At 65.8% G+C, this 18,706-nt stretch carries 18 protein-coding genes; 14 read left to right on the forward strand and 4 right to left on the reverse strand.

Annotated features, from left to right (window positions below; genetic code table 11):
* The first annotated feature begins 30 nt into the window (after positions 1-30).
* Genes F3H87_RS15865 through F3H87_RS15880 form a run of 4 tightly spaced genes read left to right on the forward strand, consistent with a single transcriptional unit; the run spans position 31 to position 2,976 of the window.
* Entirely contained in the window at positions 31-753 is a 723-nt protein-coding gene (locus tag F3H87_RS15865) for a competence/damage-inducible protein A (RefSeq protein WP_149787204.1), read from the forward strand.
* Positions 750-1,481: a GNAT family N-acetyltransferase gene (locus F3H87_RS15870; protein WP_149787203.1), complete on the forward strand. Its 732-nt coding sequence runs from the start codon at positions 750-752 to the stop codon at positions 1,479-1,481. Before F3H87_RS15865 ends, F3H87_RS15870 begins: the two co-directional genes overlap by 4 nt.
* Positions 1,478-2,050 carry a peroxidase-related enzyme gene (locus F3H87_RS15875; protein ID WP_149787202.1) on the forward strand — a complete coding sequence of 191 codons (573 nt, stop codon included), beginning with the start codon at positions 1,478-1,480 and terminating at the stop codon, positions 2,048-2,050. The genes F3H87_RS15870 and F3H87_RS15875 overlap by 4 nt, the downstream gene beginning before the upstream one ends.
* Positions 2,047-2,976 (forward strand): OmpA family protein, encoded by a 930-nt coding sequence (locus tag F3H87_RS15880; protein WP_149787201.1) that lies wholly within the window; start codon positions 2,047-2,049, stop codon positions 2,974-2,976. Before F3H87_RS15875 ends, F3H87_RS15880 begins: the two co-directional genes overlap by 4 nt.
* Before the next feature lie 24 nt (positions 2,977-3,000).
* On the opposite strand, the gene F3H87_RS15885 is transcribed toward F3H87_RS15880, so the two are convergent.
* From F3H87_RS15885 to F3H87_RS15895, 3 genes are all read right to left on the reverse strand, one after another.
* Positions 3,001-3,381, reverse strand: a complete 381-nt coding sequence (locus F3H87_RS15885) for a rhodanese-like domain-containing protein (protein WP_149787200.1) — start codon at positions 3,379-3,381, stop codon at positions 3,001-3,003.
* 24 nt (positions 3,382-3,405) lie between these two features.
* Positions 3,406-4,302, reverse strand: a complete 897-nt coding sequence (locus tag F3H87_RS15890; protein ID WP_149787199.1) for an MBL fold metallo-hydrolase — start codon at positions 4,300-4,302, stop codon at positions 3,406-3,408.
* 76 nt (positions 4,303-4,378) lie between these two features.
* Positions 4,379-5,293 (reverse strand): LysR family transcriptional regulator, encoded by a 915-nt coding sequence (locus tag F3H87_RS15895; RefSeq protein ID WP_149787198.1) that lies wholly within the window; start codon positions 5,291-5,293, stop codon positions 4,379-4,381.
* 98 nt (positions 5,294-5,391) lie between these two features.
* Between F3H87_RS15895 and F3H87_RS15900 the strand changes: the two genes are divergently transcribed.
* From F3H87_RS15900 to F3H87_RS15920, 5 genes are all read left to right on the forward strand, one after another.
* Positions 5,392-6,615: a urate hydroxylase PuuD gene (locus tag F3H87_RS15900; protein ID WP_149787197.1), complete on the forward strand. Its 1,224-nt coding sequence runs from the start codon at positions 5,392-5,394 to the stop codon at positions 6,613-6,615.
* A gap of 51 nt (positions 6,616-6,666) precedes the next feature.
* Positions 6,667-7,767, forward strand: a complete 1,101-nt coding sequence (locus tag F3H87_RS15905; RefSeq protein ID WP_149787196.1) for a THUMP domain-containing class I SAM-dependent RNA methyltransferase — start codon at positions 6,667-6,669, stop codon at positions 7,765-7,767.
* Positions 7,768-7,827: 60 nt separating this feature from the next.
* A complete protein-coding gene (mutL, locus tag F3H87_RS15910) occupies positions 7,828-9,669 on the forward strand; it encodes a DNA mismatch repair endonuclease MutL (protein WP_149787195.1) in 1,842 nt (613 codons plus the stop codon).
* Positions 9,666-10,844 (forward strand): DNA recombination protein RmuC, encoded by a 1,179-nt coding sequence (locus tag F3H87_RS15915; RefSeq protein WP_149787194.1) that lies wholly within the window; start codon positions 9,666-9,668, stop codon positions 10,842-10,844. The genes mutL and F3H87_RS15915 overlap by 4 nt, the downstream gene beginning before the upstream one ends.
* A 130-nt stretch (positions 10,845-10,974) precedes the next feature.
* Positions 10,975-11,289 carry an antifreeze protein gene (locus F3H87_RS15920; RefSeq protein WP_149787193.1) on the forward strand — a complete coding sequence of 105 codons (315 nt, stop codon included), beginning with the start codon at positions 10,975-10,977 and terminating at the stop codon, positions 11,287-11,289.
* A gap of 6 nt (positions 11,290-11,295) precedes the next feature.
* Here the strand turns inward: F3H87_RS15920 and F3H87_RS15925 are convergent, their stop codons facing one another.
* Entirely contained in the window at positions 11,296-12,135 is an 840-nt protein-coding gene (locus tag F3H87_RS15925) for a prephenate dehydratase (protein WP_149787192.1), read from the reverse strand.
* Positions 12,136-12,250: 115 nt separating this feature from the next.
* Between F3H87_RS15925 and F3H87_RS15930 the strand changes: the two genes are divergently transcribed.
* The 5 genes from F3H87_RS15930 to F3H87_RS15950 all read left to right on the forward strand — a co-directional run bounded on the left by F3H87_RS15930 (position 12,251) and on the right by F3H87_RS15950 (position 18,704).
* Entirely contained in the window at positions 12,251-12,778 is a 528-nt protein-coding gene (locus F3H87_RS15930; RefSeq protein ID WP_149787191.1) for a c-type cytochrome, read from the forward strand.
* Positions 12,779-12,951: 173 nt separating this feature from the next.
* Positions 12,952-14,904: an extracellular solute-binding protein gene (locus tag F3H87_RS15935; RefSeq protein ID WP_394852154.1), complete on the forward strand. Its 1,953-nt coding sequence runs from the start codon at positions 12,952-12,954 to the stop codon at positions 14,902-14,904.
* An 18-nt stretch (positions 14,905-14,922) separates the two neighbouring features.
* The gene (locus F3H87_RS15940; protein ID WP_149787189.1) at positions 14,923-16,011 is read left to right on the forward strand and encodes a microcin C ABC transporter permease YejB; all 1,089 of its coding nucleotides are present in this window, start codon (positions 14,923-14,925) and stop codon (positions 16,009-16,011) included.
* Complete coding sequence (locus tag F3H87_RS15945; protein ID WP_149787188.1) at positions 16,012-17,118, forward strand: ABC transporter permease; 1,107 nt, start codon at positions 16,012-16,014, stop codon at positions 17,116-17,118.
* A complete protein-coding gene (locus F3H87_RS15950; RefSeq protein WP_149787187.1) occupies positions 17,115-18,704 on the forward strand; it encodes an ABC transporter ATP-binding protein in 1,590 nt (529 codons plus the stop codon). Before F3H87_RS15945 ends, F3H87_RS15950 begins: the two co-directional genes overlap by 4 nt.
* Positions 18,705-18,706 lie beyond the last annotated feature (2 nt).

Genomic DNA, 18,706 nt, shown 5'->3' on the forward strand with positions numbered 1-18,706 from the left:
TGACGGACGCCCACGCAAGGAGAGCCGCCGATGCCGAACCCCACCGCCGCCATGATCGTGATCGGGGATGAAATCCTGTCGGGGCGCACGCGCGATTCCAACCTGTATTACCTGGCGCAGGAACTGACCAAGGTGGGGATCGACCTGGCCGAGGCCCGGGTGGTCAGCGACGATGCCGGGGCCATCGAAGGCGCCGTGCGGGCGCTGAGCGGGGCCTATACCCACGTGTTCACCAGCGGCGGGATCGGGCCGACCCATGACGATATCACCGCCGATTGCGTGGCGCGGGCCTTTGACCGGGCGATCGACGTGCGCGACGATGCGCGCGCGGTCCTGCAGGCGCATTACGACCGGATGGGGACCGAGCTGAACGCCGCGCGGCTGCGCATGGCGCGCATCCCCGAAGGGGCGACGCTGATCGAGAACCCGGTTTCCGCCGCGCCTGGATTCGTCATCGAGAACGTGTACGTGATGGCGGGTGTGCCGGCGGTGTTCGAGGCGATGGTGGCCAGCGTGTTGCCGACGCTGGTGGGGGGCAGACCGCTGATGTCGCAAAGCCTGCGGATATTCCGGGGCGAGGGGGATATCGCCGGGCCGCTGGGCGAGCTGGCGGCGGATTTTCCCGACCTGTCGATCGGCTCCTACCCGTTCCAGAAGGATGGCGTTTACGGCGCGCAGATCGTCATTCGCGGGCAGGACGGGGCGCAGGTGGATGCGGCGATGACCCGCCTTTCGGAGATTTTCGGCGCATGACCCCCGATATCCAGACGCTTTACGACGTGGTGGACGGCACCTGGCCGGCCGCCGCGTTCCACCGCGAGGGGCCGTGGACGATCCGCGAGGGGCAGGGCGGCGGGCAGCGCGTGTCGGCGGCGACCGCCACGGAGCCGGTGACCGAGTCCGACATTCCGCGCGCCGAGGCGGCGATGCAGGCGCTGGGCCAGCCGCGCCTGTTCATGATCCGGCAGGGTGACGAGACGCTGGACGCGATGCTGGCGGCGCGGGGATACCGGGTTGTCGATCCGGTGAACCTTTATGTCGCGCCGGTTGCGGATATCGCCACCGAACGGCCGCCGCGCATCACCACCTTTACCGTGTGGGAGCCGCTGGCGATCCAGATCGACATCTGGGCCGAAGGGGGCATCGGGCCGGGCCGCATCGCGGTGATGCAGCGCGCGAAAGGGCCCAGGACCTCGCTTATCGGGCGGCTGAACGACCATCCCGGCGGCACCGGCTTCGTGGCGATCCATGACGGCACGGCGATGGTGCACGCGCTGGAGGTGCTGGAGCCTCAGCGCAAGCAGGGGATGGGCCGCTATTTCATGCGCGAGGCCGCGTTCTGGGCGCAGGCCAACGGCGCGACCCACCTGGCGGTGGCCTGCACGCAGGGTAACGAGGGGGCCAACGCGCTCTATTCTTCCCTCGGCATGACGCTTGTGGGACAGTACCATTATCGCAAGCACGAGGAGGATATCGCATGAGCCGCGACGACATGCCCACAGCCCTGAACCTGCCACAGGTCGATCCGCTGCCGGAGGCCACGCAGAAATATTTCGACATCTGCCAGGACAAGCTGGGGCTGGTGCCGAATGTGCTGCGCGCCCATGCCTTCGATATCGAGAAGCTGAACAGTTTTTCGGCGCTTTATAACGAGCTGATGCTGGCCGACAGCGGGCTGTCCAAGCTGGAGCGCGAGATGATCGCGGTGGCCGTCAGTTCGGTCAACCGCTGTTTCTACTGCCTGACGGCACATGGTCAGGCGGTGCGTGCGCTGTCGGGCGATCCGATGCTGGGCGAGGCGCTGGTGATGAATTACCGCGTGGCCGACATCACGCCGAAACAGCGTGCGATGCTGGATTTCGCGGTGAAGCTGACCGAGGAAAGCTATCGCATCGGCGAAGAGGACCGGCAGGCGCTGCGCGATCACGGGTTCAGCGACCGCGATATCTGGGACATCGCCAACGTGGCCGGGTTCTACAACATGACGAACCGGGTGGCCTCGGCGCTCGATATGCGTCCCAATGACGAGTATCACGCCCAGAACAGATGATCCGCCACGCCGTCGCCCTTGTTCTTTGTCTGGCGGGCACGTCCGTTCGGGCGCTTGACCTGACCTTGCCGGGCAATGCCCGGGCGATGGCCGAAACGGTCAGCGACCCCGACAGCTATGCGCTGCCGACCGGCCCTTACGAGGCGGGCCGCCTGCCGGTGCGGATGCTGGAGGGGGCGGTGTCGCGTCAGGCCTGGCGGATCGACGGGCAGGGCATGACGACGCTGCAGATATTCGCGCCGCTGCGCGCGCAGTTGAAGGCGGCGGGTTATGAGCTGCTGTTCGAATGCGCGGACGAGGATTGCGGCGGGTTCGATTTCCGGTTCGAGATCGAGGTGCTGCCGGCGCCGGCCATGTATGTCAGCCTGTCCGATTTCCGGCACCTGTCGGCGCGCAAGGGGCCGGAGGACCATGTCAGCCTGCTGGTCAGCCGCACGGGCCGCGCGGGGTTCGTGCAACTGATCCGGGTTGCGGCGCCGGGGGACGGCGCGGGGGCGCCCGGCCTGCATGTGCAGTCGGCGCCGGGCGGTGCAGCGGTGGCGGGCGGGGGCGACCTGGCGCAGCGGCTGGCCGGGCAAGGTTTTGCGATCCTCAAGGATCTGGAATTCGCCACCGGTTCGTCCGAGCTGAGCGATGGCGACTATGCCTCGCTTGCCGCGCTGGGGGCGTTCATGCGCGACAATCCACAGGCACGGATCGCGCTGGTGGGGCACACGGACGCGGTGGGCGCGCTCGATGGCAACATCGCCCTGTCGAAGCGCCGCGCGGCATCGGTGCTGGAACGGCTGGCCGCCGTGCATGGCATCCCGCGCGAGCGGATGGAGGCAGACGGCATGGGATACCTGTCGCCCATCGCGCCCAACACCACGCCCGAGGGCCGCGAGGCGAACCGCCGGGTCGAGGTGATCCTGCTGAACACCGAGTGAGCGGGGGGCGATTGCCCCCGCCCGTTACTCGGGCGTCACCGCCTGCGGGGCGCCGGTGGCCATGTTGGTGCCGATATAGGATTTCTTCGCCTCTTTCCACGCGGCGAACCCGCCGTCCAGATGGGCGATGTGCCTGACCCCGGCGGCAATCGCGGCGCGGGCCACGCGCTCGGACCGGACGCCCGAGCCGCAATGGAACACGATGCGCTTTTCCACCTGGTCGGGCAGCTTGTCGCCCCTGAAAAAGGCCAGCGGCATCAGCATCGCACCCTCGATATGTTCGAACATGTATTCCTGTGGGGTGCGCACGTCGATCAGCACGATTTCGTTGCGGTCGAATGCCTGTGCGACCTCGTCCACGGTCCATGTCTCGAAACTGGCGTCGCCCACTTTCTCGGTCTTCATTGCGCGTCTCCTTTGTTGGATATGTCAGAACCTGTTTGCCGGTATCTTGAAGTAAGAATGGCCATCGGATTCGGGTGTTGCAAGGCGCCCGCCGCGCAGGTTGACCTGAAGCGCGTAAAGCATCCGGTCGGGCAGGTTCAGCGTGGCGTCGCGGTCGTCGCGCAGCTTGCGGAATGCGGCCTCGGTCGTGCCGCCGCCGAGATGCTTGTTGGATGCCCTGTGTTCGGCCACCGTGGCCTCCCACGCGGGATCGGTGCGTTCGCCCACCGGGGGATAGTCGTGGCCGACGAACAGGCGGGTGTCGTCGGGCAGCGACAGGATGGATTGCAGGCTGTCCCACAGGTCTTTGGACGATCCGCCGGGGAAATCGGCGCGGCTGGTGCCGGAATCGACATGCATCAGCGTGTCGTGGACAAAACCCGCGTCGCCGATGACATAGGTGATTGACCCCAGCGTGTGGCCGGGGTGCAGCATGACCCGCACCTCGAGATCGCCGAGGGCAAAGCTGTCGCCATCCGCGAACAGCCGGTCGAAATCGCGGTCCACGTCGAAGGCGTCGGGCAGGTTGTAGAACCCGGCCCAGAGCGCGGCGATATCGCGGGTTTTGTCGCCGATGGCGTTGGGCGCGCCGGTCTGCTCTTTGAGCCAGGCGCTGGCCATCATGTGATCGGCATGCGGGTGGGTGTCGAGCACCCATTCGACGCTCAGCCCCTGCGCCGCGACGAAATCCAGCACCTCCTGCGCGCTGTCGGTGCGGGTGCGTCCGTGCGCGGGATCGAAATCCAGCACCACGTCGATCAGCGCGGCCTTTTTCGTGTTCGGATCGGCGGCCACATACATGATCGAGCCGGTGTCGGGATCGTAGAACCCGGTCACGTCAGGGGAGGTCGGGCCATTGGACGGGCTGGTGCGGGTGAACATGAATATCTCCTTCCGACGTCAAAAGATGCGTTTCACATGCAGGTAATAGAATGTCACGAAATGACAAGGGGCAGGGTTAACCGTGCAGGTCACGCAGCGCCTTTTTGCAGTGATCGACCATGAATTCGCTAAAGACCTGCACCTTGGGGTCGCGGTAGCGGCGCGAGGGGGACAGGCAGGCCAGTTGCGTGGGCACCGGCGGCGTGTCGGTCGCCACCGGCACCAGCGCGCCGGTTGCGATGTGCCCGGCCACCTCGAACAGCGGTTTCAGGACGATGCCCGCGCCATCCAGCGCCCAGCCGGTCAGCACGTCGCCATCGTCGCTTTCCAGCGGGCCGGATATCTCGAACCGCTTGGGGCCGTCGGGGGTTTGCAGCGTCCACTGAAATTCGCGCGCGCCGGGAAAGCGCAGGTTCAGGCAATCGTGGCCCTCCTCGATCAGCGCCTGACCGTCGCGGGGCATCCCGCGCCGTTCGATATAGGCGGGCGCGGCGCAGAGCACGCGGGGGCATTCCTCGATCACGCGGACCTTGAGGTCGCTGTCGACCAGCGGCCCGAGGTGAAAGGCCAGGTCCAGCCCCTCGCCTGTGACGTCGATCACCCGGTCGGACAGGCGCAGGCGGATGTCGATCTGGGGATATTGCGCCTTGAAGGCGGGCACGGCGGGCGCGATGAACCGCCGCCCCACCCCCAGCGGCGCGGCAACGAACAGCGTACCGCGGGGCGACTGGCTGGCCTCCATCACCGCGGCCTCGGCGCTGTCGATCGCTTCGAGTATGCGGCAGGCGCCGTCATAGAACAGCCGCCCGTGTTCGGTGGGGTTCAGCGCGCGGGTGGTGCGGTTGAACAGGCGCACGCCAAGGTGCTTTTCCAGCTCGGCAATGCGGGACGAGGCCACCGCGGGCGAACTGCGCTGATCGCGTGCCGCCGCGCTCATGCTGCCCAATTCGTAGACACGCACGAACATGCGGATGTTGTTGACATAGGCCATTTTCAGATTCTTTTTGAAACTGTTCCCGCTACCTGCTGGATTAACAGACAAATACCGGCTCGGATAGCCTGTGCCGAAACCAACCGGGAGAGCCACCAATGTACGACCTCGCCGCAATGGGCGCATGGGCCGAGTTCGCGATCCGCTGGCTGCACGTCATCACGGCGATCGCCTGGATCGGATCGTCCTTCTATTTCATCGCGCTGGACCTGGGCCTGCACCGCGACCGCAACCTGTCCACCGGCGCGGATGGCGAGGAATGGCAGGTGCATGGCGGCGGGTTCTACCACATCCAGAAATACCTGGTGGCGCCGGCGCATATGCCCGACGGGCTGGTGTGGTTCAAATGGGAAAGCTATTCCACCTGGCTGTCGGGCTTTGCGCTGCTGGCGGTGGTCTATTACCTGGGCGCCGAGTTCTACCTTGTCGATCCGGCGGTGTGGGACGTTCATCCCGGATGGGCCATCGTGATCTCGATGGCGTCGCTGGCCTTCGGCTGGCTGGTCTACGACTTCCTGTGCGACCGTTTCGTGAACGCCAACCAGACCGGGCTGATGGTGGCGCTGTTCGTGGTGCTGGTGGCGATGGCGTATTTCTATACCTCGGTGTTCTCGGGGCGGGCGGCGATGCTGCATCTGGGCGCGTTCACCGCGACGATCATGTCGGCCAACGTGTTCTTCATCATCATCCCCAATCAGAAGGTGGTGGTCGCCGACCTGATGGCGGGCAACAAGCCTGATCCGAAATACGGCAAGATCGCCAAGCAGCGCAGCACGCATAACAACTATCTGACGTTGCCGGTGATCTTCCTGATGCTGTCGAACCATTACCCGCTGGCCTTTGCCAGCGAATACAACTGGATCATCGCCAGCCTCGTGTTCCTGATGGGGGTGACGATCCGGCATTTCTTCAACTCGATGCATGCGCGCAAAGGGATGCCATACTGGGCCTGGGCGGCGACGGCGGCGATCTTCGTGCTGATCATGTGGCTGTCGACCGCGCCGATGTTCCGCAGCGAGGAACCGCAGGAGGCGCAGGGCGCGGCGCAGAAATTCGCGCAGGCCGAGGGGTTCGACGAGGTGCATGACATCGTTCTGGGCCGCTGTTCGATGTGCCACGCGTCCGAGCCGTTCTGGGATGGCATCTTGTGGGCGCCCAAGGGCGTGCGGCTGGATACCGAGCACCAGATCGCCCGGCAGGCGCGTGCGATCTATCTGCAGGCGGGGCTGACCCACGCGATGCCGCCCGCGAACCTGAGCTTCATGGAAGAGGACGAGCGGCAGAAGATCGTCGCCTGGTATCGCAACGCCACGGGCGGATAAGGGGGCAGATACCCCCTCGCCGCGGGCTGTGTTTCCCGCTATGCCGCGGGCATGAGCGATCCATTCGAAATCTTCCTTGTCGCGCCCCCGGGGCTGGAGCGCACGCTGGCCGACGAGGCGCGCGCCGCCGGTTTCCCGCTGCCCGAGGCGGTCGAGGGCGGTGTCAGTTTCACCGGCGGGTGGGAGGATGCCTGGCGGGCCAACCTGGTGCTGCGCGGGGCCACGCGGGTTCTGGTGCGGATTGGGCAGTTCCGGGCCTTTCACCTGGCGCAGTTGGACAAGCGGGCGCACAAGCTTCCCTGGGCCGGCGTGCTGCGCCCGGACGTGCCGGTGAAGGTCGAGGTGACCTCGCACCGCTCGAAAATCTATCACGAGCGCGCGGCGGCCCAGCGGATCGCGCAGGCGATCACCGACACGCTGGGCGCACAGGTGCGCAGCGACGCGGCGGTGGTGCTGAAGGTGCGCATCGACGACAACCTTGTGACGATCAGCGTCGATACATCGGGCGAAAGCCTGCACAAGCGCGGGCACAAGCAGGCGATGGGCAAGGCGCCGATGCGCGAAACGCTGGCGGCGCTGTTCCTGCGGCAGATGGGGTTCGACGGCAGCCAGACGGTTGTCGATCCGATGTGCGGCTCGGGCACCTTCGTGCTGGAGGCGGCCGGGATCGCCGCCGGGCTGCTGCCGGGGGGTGACCGGGACTTTGCCTTTGAACAGCTTGCCACGTTCGACCCCGGCCGCTGGGCGGCGATGAAGGGCGCATCGCGGCCTGTCGTGCCGGATGCGCGGTTTTACGGCTATGACCGCGATCCCGGCGCGGTGCGCATGGCCCTGGACAACGCGGCGCGGGCGGGCGTGTCGGGCTGGACCGGTTTCGCCGCGCAGCCGGTCAGCGACCTGACCCCGCCGGATGGCCCGCCGGGGATCGTGATCGTCAACCCGCCCTATGGTGCACGGATCGGCGAGCGCAAGCCGCTGTTCGGGCTTTACGGGGCGCTGGGGCAGGTTCTGAAGGATCGTTTCGCGGGCTGGCACGTGGGGATCGTGACCAGCGACCAGGGGCTGGCGCAGGCCACTGGCCTGACGCTGCACACCGGCCCGGCGGTGCCGCATGGGGGCTTGCGCATCCGGCTCTACCGGGTGCGGCTATGACCGGCGCAGGCCGGTGATACAAGGTGGCAGAATCGCCTGTGCCATGCTAGGTCTTGTGGAATGAACAGCCACGCCCCCAACATACGCCCGGTTATCCGGCAGCTTGACGACTCTGCCATCAACCGCATCGCCGCCGGCGAGGTGGTCGAGCGCCCGGCCTCGGCGGTCAAGGAACTGGTGGAAAACGCCATCGACGCGGGGGCCACGCGGATCGATATTGCGATTGCCGACGGCGGCAAGACGCTGATCCGGGTCAGCGACGATGGCTGCGGGATCGCGGGGGGCGACCTGCCGCTGGCGCTGTCGCGGCACGCCACCTCCAAGATCGACGGGTCGGACCTGCTGAACATCAACAGTTTCGGTTTCCGGGGCGAGGCACTGCCCAGCCTTGGCGCGGTGGGGCGGCTGACCATCACCAGCCGCGTGCCGGGCGAAGAGGCGGCGCAGATCGCCGTGGCGGGCGGGCAGGCCGGGCCGGTGAAACCCGCCGCGCTGAACGCCGGCACCGTGGTCGAGCTGCGCGACCTGTTCTATGCCACGCCCGCGCGGCTCAAATTCCTGCGCACCGACCGGGCCGAGGGGCAGGCGATCACCGATGTGGTCAAGCGGCTGGCGATGGCCGAGCCCTTTGCCGCCTTCACCCTGCGCGACGTGTCGGGCGGGGGCGAGGGGCGCGTGGTGTTCCGCGCCGATGCGGAATCGGGCGACCTGTTCGACGCGCTGCACGGGCGGCTGGCCGGTGTGCTGGGGGCCGAGTTCGCCGAGAACGCCCTGCGCATCGACGCCGAGCGTGAGGGGTTCCACCTGTCGGGTTTCGCCGCGCTGCCCACCTATTCGCGCGGGGCGGCGGTTGCGCAATTCCTGTTCGTGAACGGGCGGCCGGTGCGCGACAAGCTGCTGATCGGGGCGCTGCGGGCGGCCTATTTCGATTTCCTGAGCCGCGACCGGCACCCGGTGGCTGCGCTGTTCGTCGATTGTGCGCCGACGCTGGTCGATGTGAACGTGCATCCCGCGAAATCCGAGGTGCGGTTCCGCGATCCCGGCACCGTGCGCGGGCTGATCGTCAGCGCGCTGCGCCATGCACTGGCCGGGGCGGGGCACCGCGCGTCCTCGACCGTGGCGGGGGCGACGCTGGGGGCGATGCGGCCCGAACCCGTGGCGCCGCGCGTCTACCAGATGGACCGGCCCGGCCCCGCCGCGCGGCAGATGTCCTATCAGATGCAGGCCCCCGCGCCGCAGCCGGGCTTTGCCGAAACCACGCTGGCCTACAGCGCGCGGGTCGAACAGGCGCCGGAAGAGACCCCGCAAGGCCCGGACGAGGGCCTGCCGCTGGGCGCGGCACGCGCGCAGGTGCATGAGAATTACATCATCGCCCAGACCGAAACCGGCATCGTCATCGTCGACCAGCACGCCGCGCATGAGCGGCTGGTTTACGAGAGGCTGAAACACCAGATGGCGGAAAATGGCGTCGCCGCGCAGGCGCTGCTGATCCCGGAAATCGTCGAGCTGTCCGAGGGCGATTGCGCCCGGCTGCTGGACCATGCCGGCGACCTGTCGCGCCTTGGCCTGACGCTGGAGCCGTTCGGCGGCGGGGCGGTGGCGGTGCGCGAAACGCCCGCGATCCTGGGCGAGGTGAACGCGCGCGCGATGGTGCTGGACATCCTCGACGAACTGGCCGACCAGGGCGACAGCATGACCGTTCAGGCGCGGCTTGAGGCGATCCTGAGCCGGGTCGCCTGCCACGGCTCGATCCGGTCGGGCCGGCGGATGCGGGCCGAGGAAATGAACGCCCTCCTGCGCGAGATGGAGGCGACGCCGCATTCCGGCCAGTGCAACCACGGGCGCCCCACCTATGTGGAGCTTAAGCTGAGCGATATCGAAAGGCTGTTCGGACGCACATGATCCAGATCGGTGACCAGAGCTATGCGTTGAACGATCCGGCGGTCCTGCTGGTGCTGGGCGGTGCCGTGCTGGCGGCTCTTTTCCTGATCCTGCTGGTCGTCGCGGTGCGCGCGGCCGGTCGCACCGCGCGGGTCGCCGAACCGCTGGCGCAGCAGATCGGGATGCTGGGCCAGCGCGTCGAATCGCTGAGCCAGGGGCAGCAGCAGCTTGCCGGCGGCCTGACCCACGTGTCCGAGGCGCAGGCGGCCAGCCAGGCCAACATGCTGCAACTGATGGAGCGGCGGCTGGGCCAGGTCAGCGAGAAGATGAACGAGAACCTGCAAGGCTCGGCCCGGCGCACGGCGCAGTCGCTGGGCGAGTTGCAGCAGCGGTTGCAGGCCATCGACAAAGCGCAGGAAAATATCACCAAGCTGTCGGGCGATGTGCTGTCGTTGCAGGATATCCTGTCGAACAAGCAGACGCGCGGCGCGTTCGGCGAGATCCAGCTGCGCGATATCGTGGGCAAGGCGCTGCCCTCGGACAGCTACCAGTGGCAGGCCACGCTGTCGAACGGCAAGCGGGCCGATTGCCTGATCTACCTGCCCAACCCGCCGGGGCCGATCGTGATCGACAGCAAGTTCCCGCTCGAGGCATATGAGGCGCTGGTCAACGCCGAAACGCAGGAGCAGCTGAACCGCGCCAACACCATGATGCGGCAGGCGGTGCGCGCGCATATCAAGGCGATTTCCGAGAAATACATCCTCGACGGTGAAACCGCCGACGGGGCGCTGATGTTCCTGCCCTCCGAGGCGGTTTATGCCGAGTTGCACGCGCGCTTTCCCGAGCTGGTGCGCGAGGGGTTCGCGGCGCGGGTCTGGATCGTGTCGCCCACCACCTGCATGGCGACGCTGAACACGATGCGCGCGATCCTCAAGGATGCCAGGATGCGCGAACAGGCGGGCGCGATCCGGCGCGAACTGGGTTTGCTGTTCGCGGATGTGGAGCGTTTGGGTGCGCGGGTGGAAAACCTCGACCGGCATTTCGGGCAGGCGGCCAAGGATATTTCCGAGATCAAGATCAGCGCCGACAAGGCGGGACGCCGGGCGCGGCGGCTGGACAATTTCGACTTCGAGGAACTGGCGCCGGAGCCCGAGGATGCCCCGGTCCTGCGGCTGGAACATCCCAAGGGCGGATGACCGGGCCGCTGTGGCAGGTTTCCCGCAACCGCGAAACGATCTGCGGGCGATCCCCGCAATACCGGCGAAAGGACAAGGTGTTTGTGCTACGAATCGACGTTACGGGTGGGGTGAAAGGCATGGTATTCTGATGTGGACCCCGGATCGTTTCCTTGGCCCGTGGACACTGGCGCTGGAGCTGTCGCGCGCGATGATCGACGCGCAGGCCGTCGTGGCGATGCGGCTTGGCGGTATGGCCGGTTTCTGGGCCGTGTCATCCGGCGAAACCACCCGCATGATCACCGAGAAACCGCGCGCGCTGTTCAAGGCGCAATGGGCCATGCAAAAGGCGTTGCTTGAGGGGCAGCCGCCGGATGCGATCCTGCGGGCCGGGCTGAAACCCATCCGCAAGAAGGTCGGCCAGAACGCCCGCCGGCTGGCCGCGCGGGGGCCGAAACTGCCCTGATGCCGGTCAGTGCCGGCGCGGATCGGCGGGGTAGACGCCCAAAATCTTCATCTCGGACGTGAAATAGCGCAGCTCGTCCAGCGCAAGGCGCACGTTGGCGTCTTCGGGGTGGCCTTCGATATCGGCATAGAACTGTGTGGCGGTGAACGATCCGCCGACCATGTAACTTTCCAGCTTGGTCATGTTGACGCCGTTCGTGGCGAACCCGCCCATCGCCTTGTAAAGCGCGGCCGGGATGTTGCGGACCTGAAAGACGAAGCTGGTCATCATGCCGTCGTCGCCGCGGCGGCTGTGGTCGCCCTCGCGCGACATCACCAGGAACCGGGTGGTGTTGTTGCCCTGATCCTCGATATGCCGGGCCAGGATATCCAGCCCGTAGATCTCTGCCGCCAGGTCCCCCGCCAGCGCGGCCAGCGCCGGGTTGCCCAGCTCGGCCACATGCCGGGCCGATCCGGCGGTATCGGCGCCGGTCACGCGGTGAATGCCGTGCTGCGTCAGGAATTTCTTGCACTGGCCCAGAAGGACGGTGTGGCTCATCGCCTGTTCCACCTGCTCCAGCTGCGTGCCCGGCACGGCCAGCAGGTTGATATGCACACGCACGAACGCCTCGTCGATGATGTGCAGCCCCGAGGCCGGCAAAAGCGAGTGGATGTCGGCCACCCGGCCATAGGTCGAGTTCTCGACCGGCAGCATCGCAAGCTCGGCACGCCCGTCGCGCACCGCGTCGATCGCATCCTCGAAGGTGCGGCAGGGCAGGGCCTCCATGTCGGGGCGGGCGTCGTGGCAGGCCTGGTGAGAGTAGGCTCCCGGCTCTCCCTGAAAGGCGATGCGATTGGTTTTCGTCATGGGTATTCCGTCAAAAATGCCGAAATCGGGCGTTTCGTCGCGCTAACTATACCTTGCCTCCGCGAAGGGGAAGCAATAGATAGCGCGCGACGGTTATGAAATGGACAGGCGAACCATGTTTGACACGATGACGATCACGAAGGTGGGTGGCGCGCTGTGCGGGGCGCTTCTGATCTTTCTTCTGGGCAACTGGGGTGCCGAGTCGCTCTATCACATCGGCGGCGGTCACGGCGACGAAGAGCATGCCGCAGGATACATGATCGAGGTCGAAAGCGGCGACGCCGAAGCCGACGAACCCGAAGAGGAAATGGACGTGACCGCCATCCTCGCGGCGGGCGATCCCGGCGCCGGCGCGCGCGTGTTCAACAAGTGCAAGGCCTGCCACAAGCTGGAAGAGGGCGAGAACGCGACCGGCCCGTATCTTTACGGCGTGGTCGGGCGCCCCATCGACTCGGTCGAGGGGTTCGGATACTCGGGCGCCCTCGAAGCGCAGGGTGCGGATCACTGGACGCCTGAAACCCTGTTTGCCTTCCTGGAAAACCCCCGCAACTGGGCGCCGGGCACCACGATGACCTTCGCCGGCCTGAGAAAGCCCGAGGATCGCGCCGACCTGATCGCCTATCTTTCGACGATCGGCGGCTGATCCCGCGATACGGATGACCGACGGGGCCGTCACCTGCGAAGGTGGCGGCCTTTTTCATGCCCGCGGCGGAAATCACGCGCGCTCACGCAATCTTACCTTGAATGTGGCCAAGCCGCGCCTTTAGCTTAGATCACCAATATCAGACGTATCCCGAACCGGAACGCGACAGGAGGATGAGCATGACACCCGCCCCCCGCACCCGTGCAATTGCGCGCCAGCGACAGACGGCCCCTGCCGCTGCCTTCCTGACGTGGATGCTGCTGGGTCTGGCCGCGCTTGCGATCCCGGCGCTGGCGCAGGATCAGGACGGGGAAACCATGATCCGCAGTCACGGCTATTCCTATTTCGGCAACCTGACCTACCCCGAGGATTACCCACATTTCGACTATGTGAACCCGGATGCGCCCAAGGGCGGGGAAATCTCGCTGGCGGCGATGGGCACGTTCGATTCGATGAATCCCTACAGCCGCAAGGGCCGGGCGGGGCGGTATTCGTGGATGATGTATGAAAGCCTGCTGGGCGAGGAACCGTCGAGCGGCGGCGCCGCGCCTGCCGATGTCTATGGCGAGATGTACGGGCTGCTGGCCGAGCGGCTGGAATACCCGGAATCGAAGGAATGGGTGATCTTCCACATGCGCCCCGAGGCGCGGTTTTCCGATGGTGAGCCGGTGACGGCGCATGACGTCGTGTTCTCGCACAACCTGCTGCTGGAACAGGGGCTGCCCTCTTACGCGCAGGCGGTGAAGGTGCGCGTTCTGACCGCCGAGGCGCTGGACGATCATACGGTCAAGTTCACCTTCGCCAAGGATATCTCGCGCCGGTCGCTGATCGACCAGGTGGGCAGCGTGCCGGTCTGGCCGAAACACTGGTTCGAGGAAACCGGCGCGCGGCTGGACGAACCCCGGCTTGAGGCAGCGCCGGGATCGGGCCCCTACATGGTGGACCAGGTCGAGGTGAACCGTCGCATCGTCTATAAACGGAACCCCGATTACTGGGGCAAGGATCTGCCGATCAACCAGGGCCGGCACAATTTCGACCGTATCCGGGTCGAGTATTTCGGCGACGACACCGCCGCGTTCGAGGCGTTCAAGGCCGGCGAATTCACCGTCCGCCCCGAGGGCAATTCGCGGCTCTGGGCCACGGGATACGATTTCCCGGCGGTGCAAAGGGGCTGGGTCAGGATGGAGGATCTGCCCGATGGCACGCCCCCCGCGCCCACCGGCATCATCTTCAACCTCGGCCGCGACAAGTTCCAGGATCGCCGCGTGCGCGAGGCGGTATCGCTGGCCTATAACTTCGAATGGACCAATGCCTCGTTGCAATACGGCCTGTTCGAGCAGCGCCATTCCTTCACCCAGGGGTCTCCGTTCGAGGCGCAGGGCGTGCCCGAGGGCGCCGAGCTGGAGCTGCTGGAATCGCTGGGCGACATCGTGCCGCCCGAGATGCTGACCGAACCCGCGGTGATGGCGCACAGCTCGTCCGAGGAACGCCTGACCGACCGCCGCAACCTGCGCCGCGCGATGGGTCTGCTGGACGAGGCCGGCTGGACCGTGGGCGATGACGGTATCCGCCGCAATGAGGCGGGCGAGGTGCTCAGGATCAATTTCCTGCTGAACACCGCCGGCTCGCCCACGCTGGAATCTGTGGTCGAGACATTCGTGCAGAACCTGAAAAAGATGGGCATCGACGCGATGGTGGAAAAGGTCGATCCGTCGCAATACACCCTGCTTGAGCGGGATCGGGCGTTCGACCTGATCTTCGACCAGTATCGCGCCTTCCTGGATACCGGCACCGGGCTGCACCAGATGTATGGCTCGAAAGAGGCGGCGTTCAGCCTGTTCAACCCCGCCGGGCTGGCCAGCCCGATGGTGGACCGGATCATCGACATATCGCTGCTGAGCGAGACCGAGGAGGAACGCGACGTGGCGTTGCGCGCGCTGGACCGCGCCCTGCGCTGGGAGCGGTTCATGATCCCGGTCTGGTATAACCCGAGCGTCTGGATCGCCTATTGGGACCAGTACGACCACCCCGAGGAACTGCCGACCTATTCCGTGGGCCTTTTGGATTTCTGGTGGTATGACACCGACAAAGCCGAAAAGCTCAGGGCCGCGGGCGCGTTGAGATAAGCGGGAGACAACCGGCAGATGGGCGCCTATATCCTCCGGCGATTGTTGCTGATCGTCCCGACCCTGCTGGGGATCATGATCATCAACTTCGTGCTGACCCAGTTCGTGCCCGGTGGCCCGGTCGAACAGGTCATCGCCCAGATGCAGGGCCAGGGCGACGTGACCGCAGGGTTTGCCGGCAGCGGCAACGACGCCGGCATGGACGTGCCCCAGAACGAGGAATATATCGGCGCGCGCGGATTGCCGCCGGAATTCATCGCCCAGCTTGAACGCGAATTCGGTTTCGACAAGCCGCCGCTGGAACGGTTCCTGAACATGATGTGGAACTATGCGCGGCTGGATTTCGGGGAAAGCTGGTTCAAGAAGCGCGAGGTCACCGACCTGATCATCGAGGCGATGCCGGTCTCGATCTCGCTGGGGCTGTGGTCGACGCTGCTGGCCTATCTCATCTCGATCCCGATGGGCATCCGCAAGGCGGTGCAGGACGGCTCGCGCTTTGACAGCTGGACCTCGACCGTGGTGATCGTGGCCTATGCGATCCCCGGCTTCCTGTTCGCCATCCTGCTGCTGGTGCTGTTTGCCGGCGGTTCCTACCTGCAGATATTTCCATTCCGCGGGCTGACCAGCGAACAGGCGGTGTGGGACACGCTGACATGGTGGGAAAAGGTGCTGGACTATTTCTGGCACATCACGCTGCCGGTCGTGGCCTCGACCATATCCGCCTTTGCGACGCTGACGCTGCTGACCAAGAACAGCTTTCTGGACGAGATCAAGAAGCAATACGTGATCACCGCCCGCGCCAAGGGGCTGAGCGAGCGGCAGGTGCTGTACGGTCACGTGTTCCGCAATGCCATGCTGATCGTGATCGCGGGGTTCCCGGCGGCCTTTATCAGCATCTTCTTCACCGGCTCGATCATCATCGAGAAGTTGTTTTCGCTGAACGGGCTGGGCCTGCTGGGCTTCGAGGCGGCGCTGCAGCGCGATTACCCGATCGTGTTCGGAACGCTGTTCATCTTCGGGCTGATCGGCCTGCTGGTCGGCATCCTGTCGGACCTGATGTATGTGCTGGTCGATCCGCGCATCGACTTCGAAAAGAGGGAGGGGTAAATGGCGCTGTCCCCCCTGAACCAGCGGCGCTGGCGCAATTTCCGCCGCAACCGGCGGGCCTTCTGGTCGCTGATCGTGTTCTCGATCCTGTTCGGCCTGTCGCTGTTCGCCGAGTTCATCGCCAACGACAAGCCGATCCTCGTGCAGTATCGCGGCGAATATTTCACGCCGATCTTCCGGTTCTATCCCGAAACCGCCTTTGGCGGCGATTTCCAGACCGAGGCGGATTACCGCGATCCGGTGGTGCAGTGCCTGATCGAAACCGGCGGGCTGGATAGCTGTTTCGACACGCCCGAGGATCTGATCGCGGATGCGCGCGACGGGATGATCGACGGCGCCGGGATCGAACGGGGCTGGGCGTTCTGGCCGCCGCTGCGCTATTCCTACAACACCACGGTGGACCGGCCCGGCGCCGCGCCGCTGCCGCCCAACGACCAGAACTGGCTGGGCACCGACGATACCAAGCGCGACGTGCTGGCGCGGGTGATCTATGGCTTCCGGCTGTCGATCCTGTTCACGCTGATCGTGACGACGCTGGCCAGCATCATCGGTATCATCGCGGGTGCGTTGCAGGGGTTCTTCGGCGGCTGGCTGGACCTGATATTCCAGCGCGTGATCGAGATCTGGGTGGCGATGCCGCAGCTTTACGTCATCATCATCCTGTTCGCGATCCTTGGGCGGGGCTTCTGGCTGTTGGTGTTCATAACGGTGCTGTTCGGCTGGACGGCGCTGGTGGGCGTGGTGCGGGCCGAATTCCTGCGCGCGCGTAACCTGGAATATGTGCGCGCAGCCCGCGCGCTGGGCGTCGGAAACCGGACGATCATGTTCCGCCACATGCTGCCCAACGCGATGGTGGCGACGCTGACCATGCTGCCCTTTATCGTCACCGGCACGATCGGGCTGCTGGCCAGCCTCGATTTCCTGGGCTTCGGCCTGCCGTCCTCGGCGCCCAGCCTTGGCGAGCTGACGTTGCAGGCCAAGCAGAACCTCGATGCGCCATGGCTGGCCTTCACCGCGTTCTTCACCTTTGCCATCATGCTGTCGCTGCTTGTCTTCATCTTCGAAGGGGTGCGTGACGCGTTCGACCCCAGAAAGACCTTTCAATGAGTGTGCTCGAGGTCCGCGACCTGACCGTGGCCTTCCGGCAGGACGGCAAGGTCAACCCCGCCGTGCGGGGCGTGTCGTTTTCCGTCGACCGGGGCGAAACCGTGGCGCTGGTGGGCGAATCCGGGTCGGGTAAATCGGTCACGGCACTGTCGACGGTGGGCCTGCTGCCGCCCAGTGCGCAGGTGGGCGGATCGGTCACCTATGAGGGCCAGCAGATGATCGGCGCCGGCGACCGGCTGCTGCGGCAGGTGCGCGGCAACGACATCAGCTTCATCTTTCAGGAGCCGATGACCTCGCTCAACCCGCTGCACACGATCGAAAAGCAGCTGCGCGAGTCGATCGAACTGCACCAGGGGCTGGAAGGCCCGGCGCTGCGCGACCGTATCCTCGAACTGCTGAACCGCGTCGGCATTCGCGACCCGCAGGAGCGGCTGAACGCCTATCCCCACCAGCTGTCCGGCGGGCAGCGCCAGCGCGTGATGATCGCGATGGCGCTGGCCAACAAGCCCGACCTGCTGATCGCGGATGAACCCACCACCGCGCTGGACGTGACGATCCAGGCGCAGATTCTCGACCTGCTGGCCGAGCTGAAAAAGACCGAGGATATGGGGCTGCTGTTCATCACCCATGACCTTGGCATCGTGCAGCGCATCGCCGACAAGGTCTGCGTGATGAAGGATGGTGAGATCGTCGAGGCAGGACCGACCGCCGCGATATTCGCCGACCCGCAGCACCCCTATACGAAAAAGCTGCTGGGCGCGCGCGCTGTGGGCTCTCCCGCGCCGGTGCCCGCACAGGCGAAATCGCTGGTCTCGACCGATGGTCTGCGCGTGTGGTTCCCGATCCAGAAGGGGTTTCTGAAGCGCACGGTCGGCCATGTGAAGGCGGTGAACGACGCCACCATCGACGTGCGCGAGGGCGAAACGCTGGGCATCGTCGGCGAAAGCGGATCGGGCAAGACGACGCTGGCATTGGCGATCATGCGGCTGATCCAGTCGACGGGCAGCATCACCTATGACGGGCAGGACGTGCGCGGCTGGTCCACGAAAAAGCTGCGCCGCCTGCGCCGTGAGATGCAGATCGTGTTCCAGGACCCGTTCGGCAGCCTGTCGCCGCGCATGACCTGCGAACAGATCATCGCCGAGGGGCTGGGCGTGCACGGCACCGCGCCGGGGCGCAACGCGACCGAGATGGTGGCCGAGATCATGGCCGAGGTCGGGCTGGACCCCGCCACGATGCACCGCTACCCGCACGAGTTTTCCGGCGGCCAGCGCCAGCGCATCGCCATCGCCCGCGCGATGATCCTGCGGCCGCGGCTGGTGGTGCTGGACGAACCCACCAGCGCGCTGGACATGACGGTTCAGGTGCAGATCGTCGACCTGCTGCGCGACCTTCAGGTGAAATACGGGCTGGCCTACCTGTTCATCAGCCACGACCTGAACGTGGTGCGTGCGATGAGCCACAAGATCATCGTGATGAAACAGGGCGACGTGGTCGAGGCCGGTATGGCCGAAGATCTGTTTACCGCTCCGCAGACCGACTATGCGCGCACGCTGCTGTCGGCGGCGCTGGACCTGGCGGGCTGAAC

This window comes from Lutimaribacter pacificus (assembly GCF_900142185.1).
GTDB lineage: Bacteria > Pseudomonadota > Alphaproteobacteria > Rhodobacterales > Rhodobacteraceae > Lutimaribacter > Lutimaribacter pacificus.

Coding starts and splice junctions, on each gene's coding strand:
- F3H87_RS15880 (WP_149787201.1), top strand. CDS start 2,047: ATGATCCGCCACGCCGTCGCCCTTGTTCTTTGTCTGGCGGGCACGTCC.
- F3H87_RS15875 (WP_149787202.1), top strand. CDS start 1,478: ATGAGCCGCGACGACATGCCCACAGCCCTGAACCTGCCACAGGTCGAT.
- F3H87_RS15905 (WP_149787196.1), top strand. CDS start 6,667: ATGAGCGATCCATTCGAAATCTTCCTTGTCGCGCCCCCGGGGCTGGAG.
- F3H87_RS15900 (WP_149787197.1), top strand. CDS start 5,392: ATGTACGACCTCGCCGCAATGGGCGCATGGGCCGAGTTCGCGATCCGC.
- F3H87_RS15925 (WP_149787192.1), bottom strand. CDS start 12,135: ATGACGAAAACCAATCGCATCGCCTTTCAGGGAGAGCCGGGAGCCTAC.
- F3H87_RS15895 (WP_149787198.1), bottom strand. CDS start 5,293: ATGGCCTATGTCAACAACATCCGCATGTTCGTGCGTGTCTACGAATTG.
- F3H87_RS15930 (WP_149787191.1), top strand. CDS start 12,251: ATGTTTGACACGATGACGATCACGAAGGTGGGTGGCGCGCTGTGCGGG.
- F3H87_RS15935 (WP_394852154.1), top strand. CDS start 12,952: ATGAGCATGACACCCGCCCCCCGCACCCGTGCAATTGCGCGCCAGCGA.
- F3H87_RS15865 (WP_149787204.1), top strand. CDS start 31: ATGCCGAACCCCACCGCCGCCATGATCGTGATCGGGGATGAAATCCTG.
- mutL (WP_149787195.1), top strand. CDS start 7,828: ATGAACAGCCACGCCCCCAACATACGCCCGGTTATCCGGCAGCTTGAC.
- F3H87_RS15885 (WP_149787200.1), bottom strand. CDS start 3,381: ATGAAGACCGAGAAAGTGGGCGACGCCAGTTTCGAGACATGGACCGTG.
- F3H87_RS15950 (WP_149787187.1), top strand. CDS start 17,115: ATGAGTGTGCTCGAGGTCCGCGACCTGACCGTGGCCTTCCGGCAGGAC.
- F3H87_RS15920 (WP_149787193.1), top strand. CDS start 10,975: ATGTGGACCCCGGATCGTTTCCTTGGCCCGTGGACACTGGCGCTGGAG.
- F3H87_RS15915 (WP_149787194.1), top strand. CDS start 9,666: ATGATCCAGATCGGTGACCAGAGCTATGCGTTGAACGATCCGGCGGTC.
- F3H87_RS15940 (WP_149787189.1), top strand. CDS start 14,923: ATGGGCGCCTATATCCTCCGGCGATTGTTGCTGATCGTCCCGACCCTG.
- F3H87_RS15870 (WP_149787203.1), top strand. CDS start 750: ATGACCCCCGATATCCAGACGCTTTACGACGTGGTGGACGGCACCTGG.
- F3H87_RS15890 (WP_149787199.1), bottom strand. CDS start 4,302: ATGTTCACCCGCACCAGCCCGTCCAATGGCCCGACCTCCCCTGACGTG.
- F3H87_RS15945 (WP_149787188.1), top strand. CDS start 16,012: ATGGCGCTGTCCCCCCTGAACCAGCGGCGCTGGCGCAATTTCCGCCGC.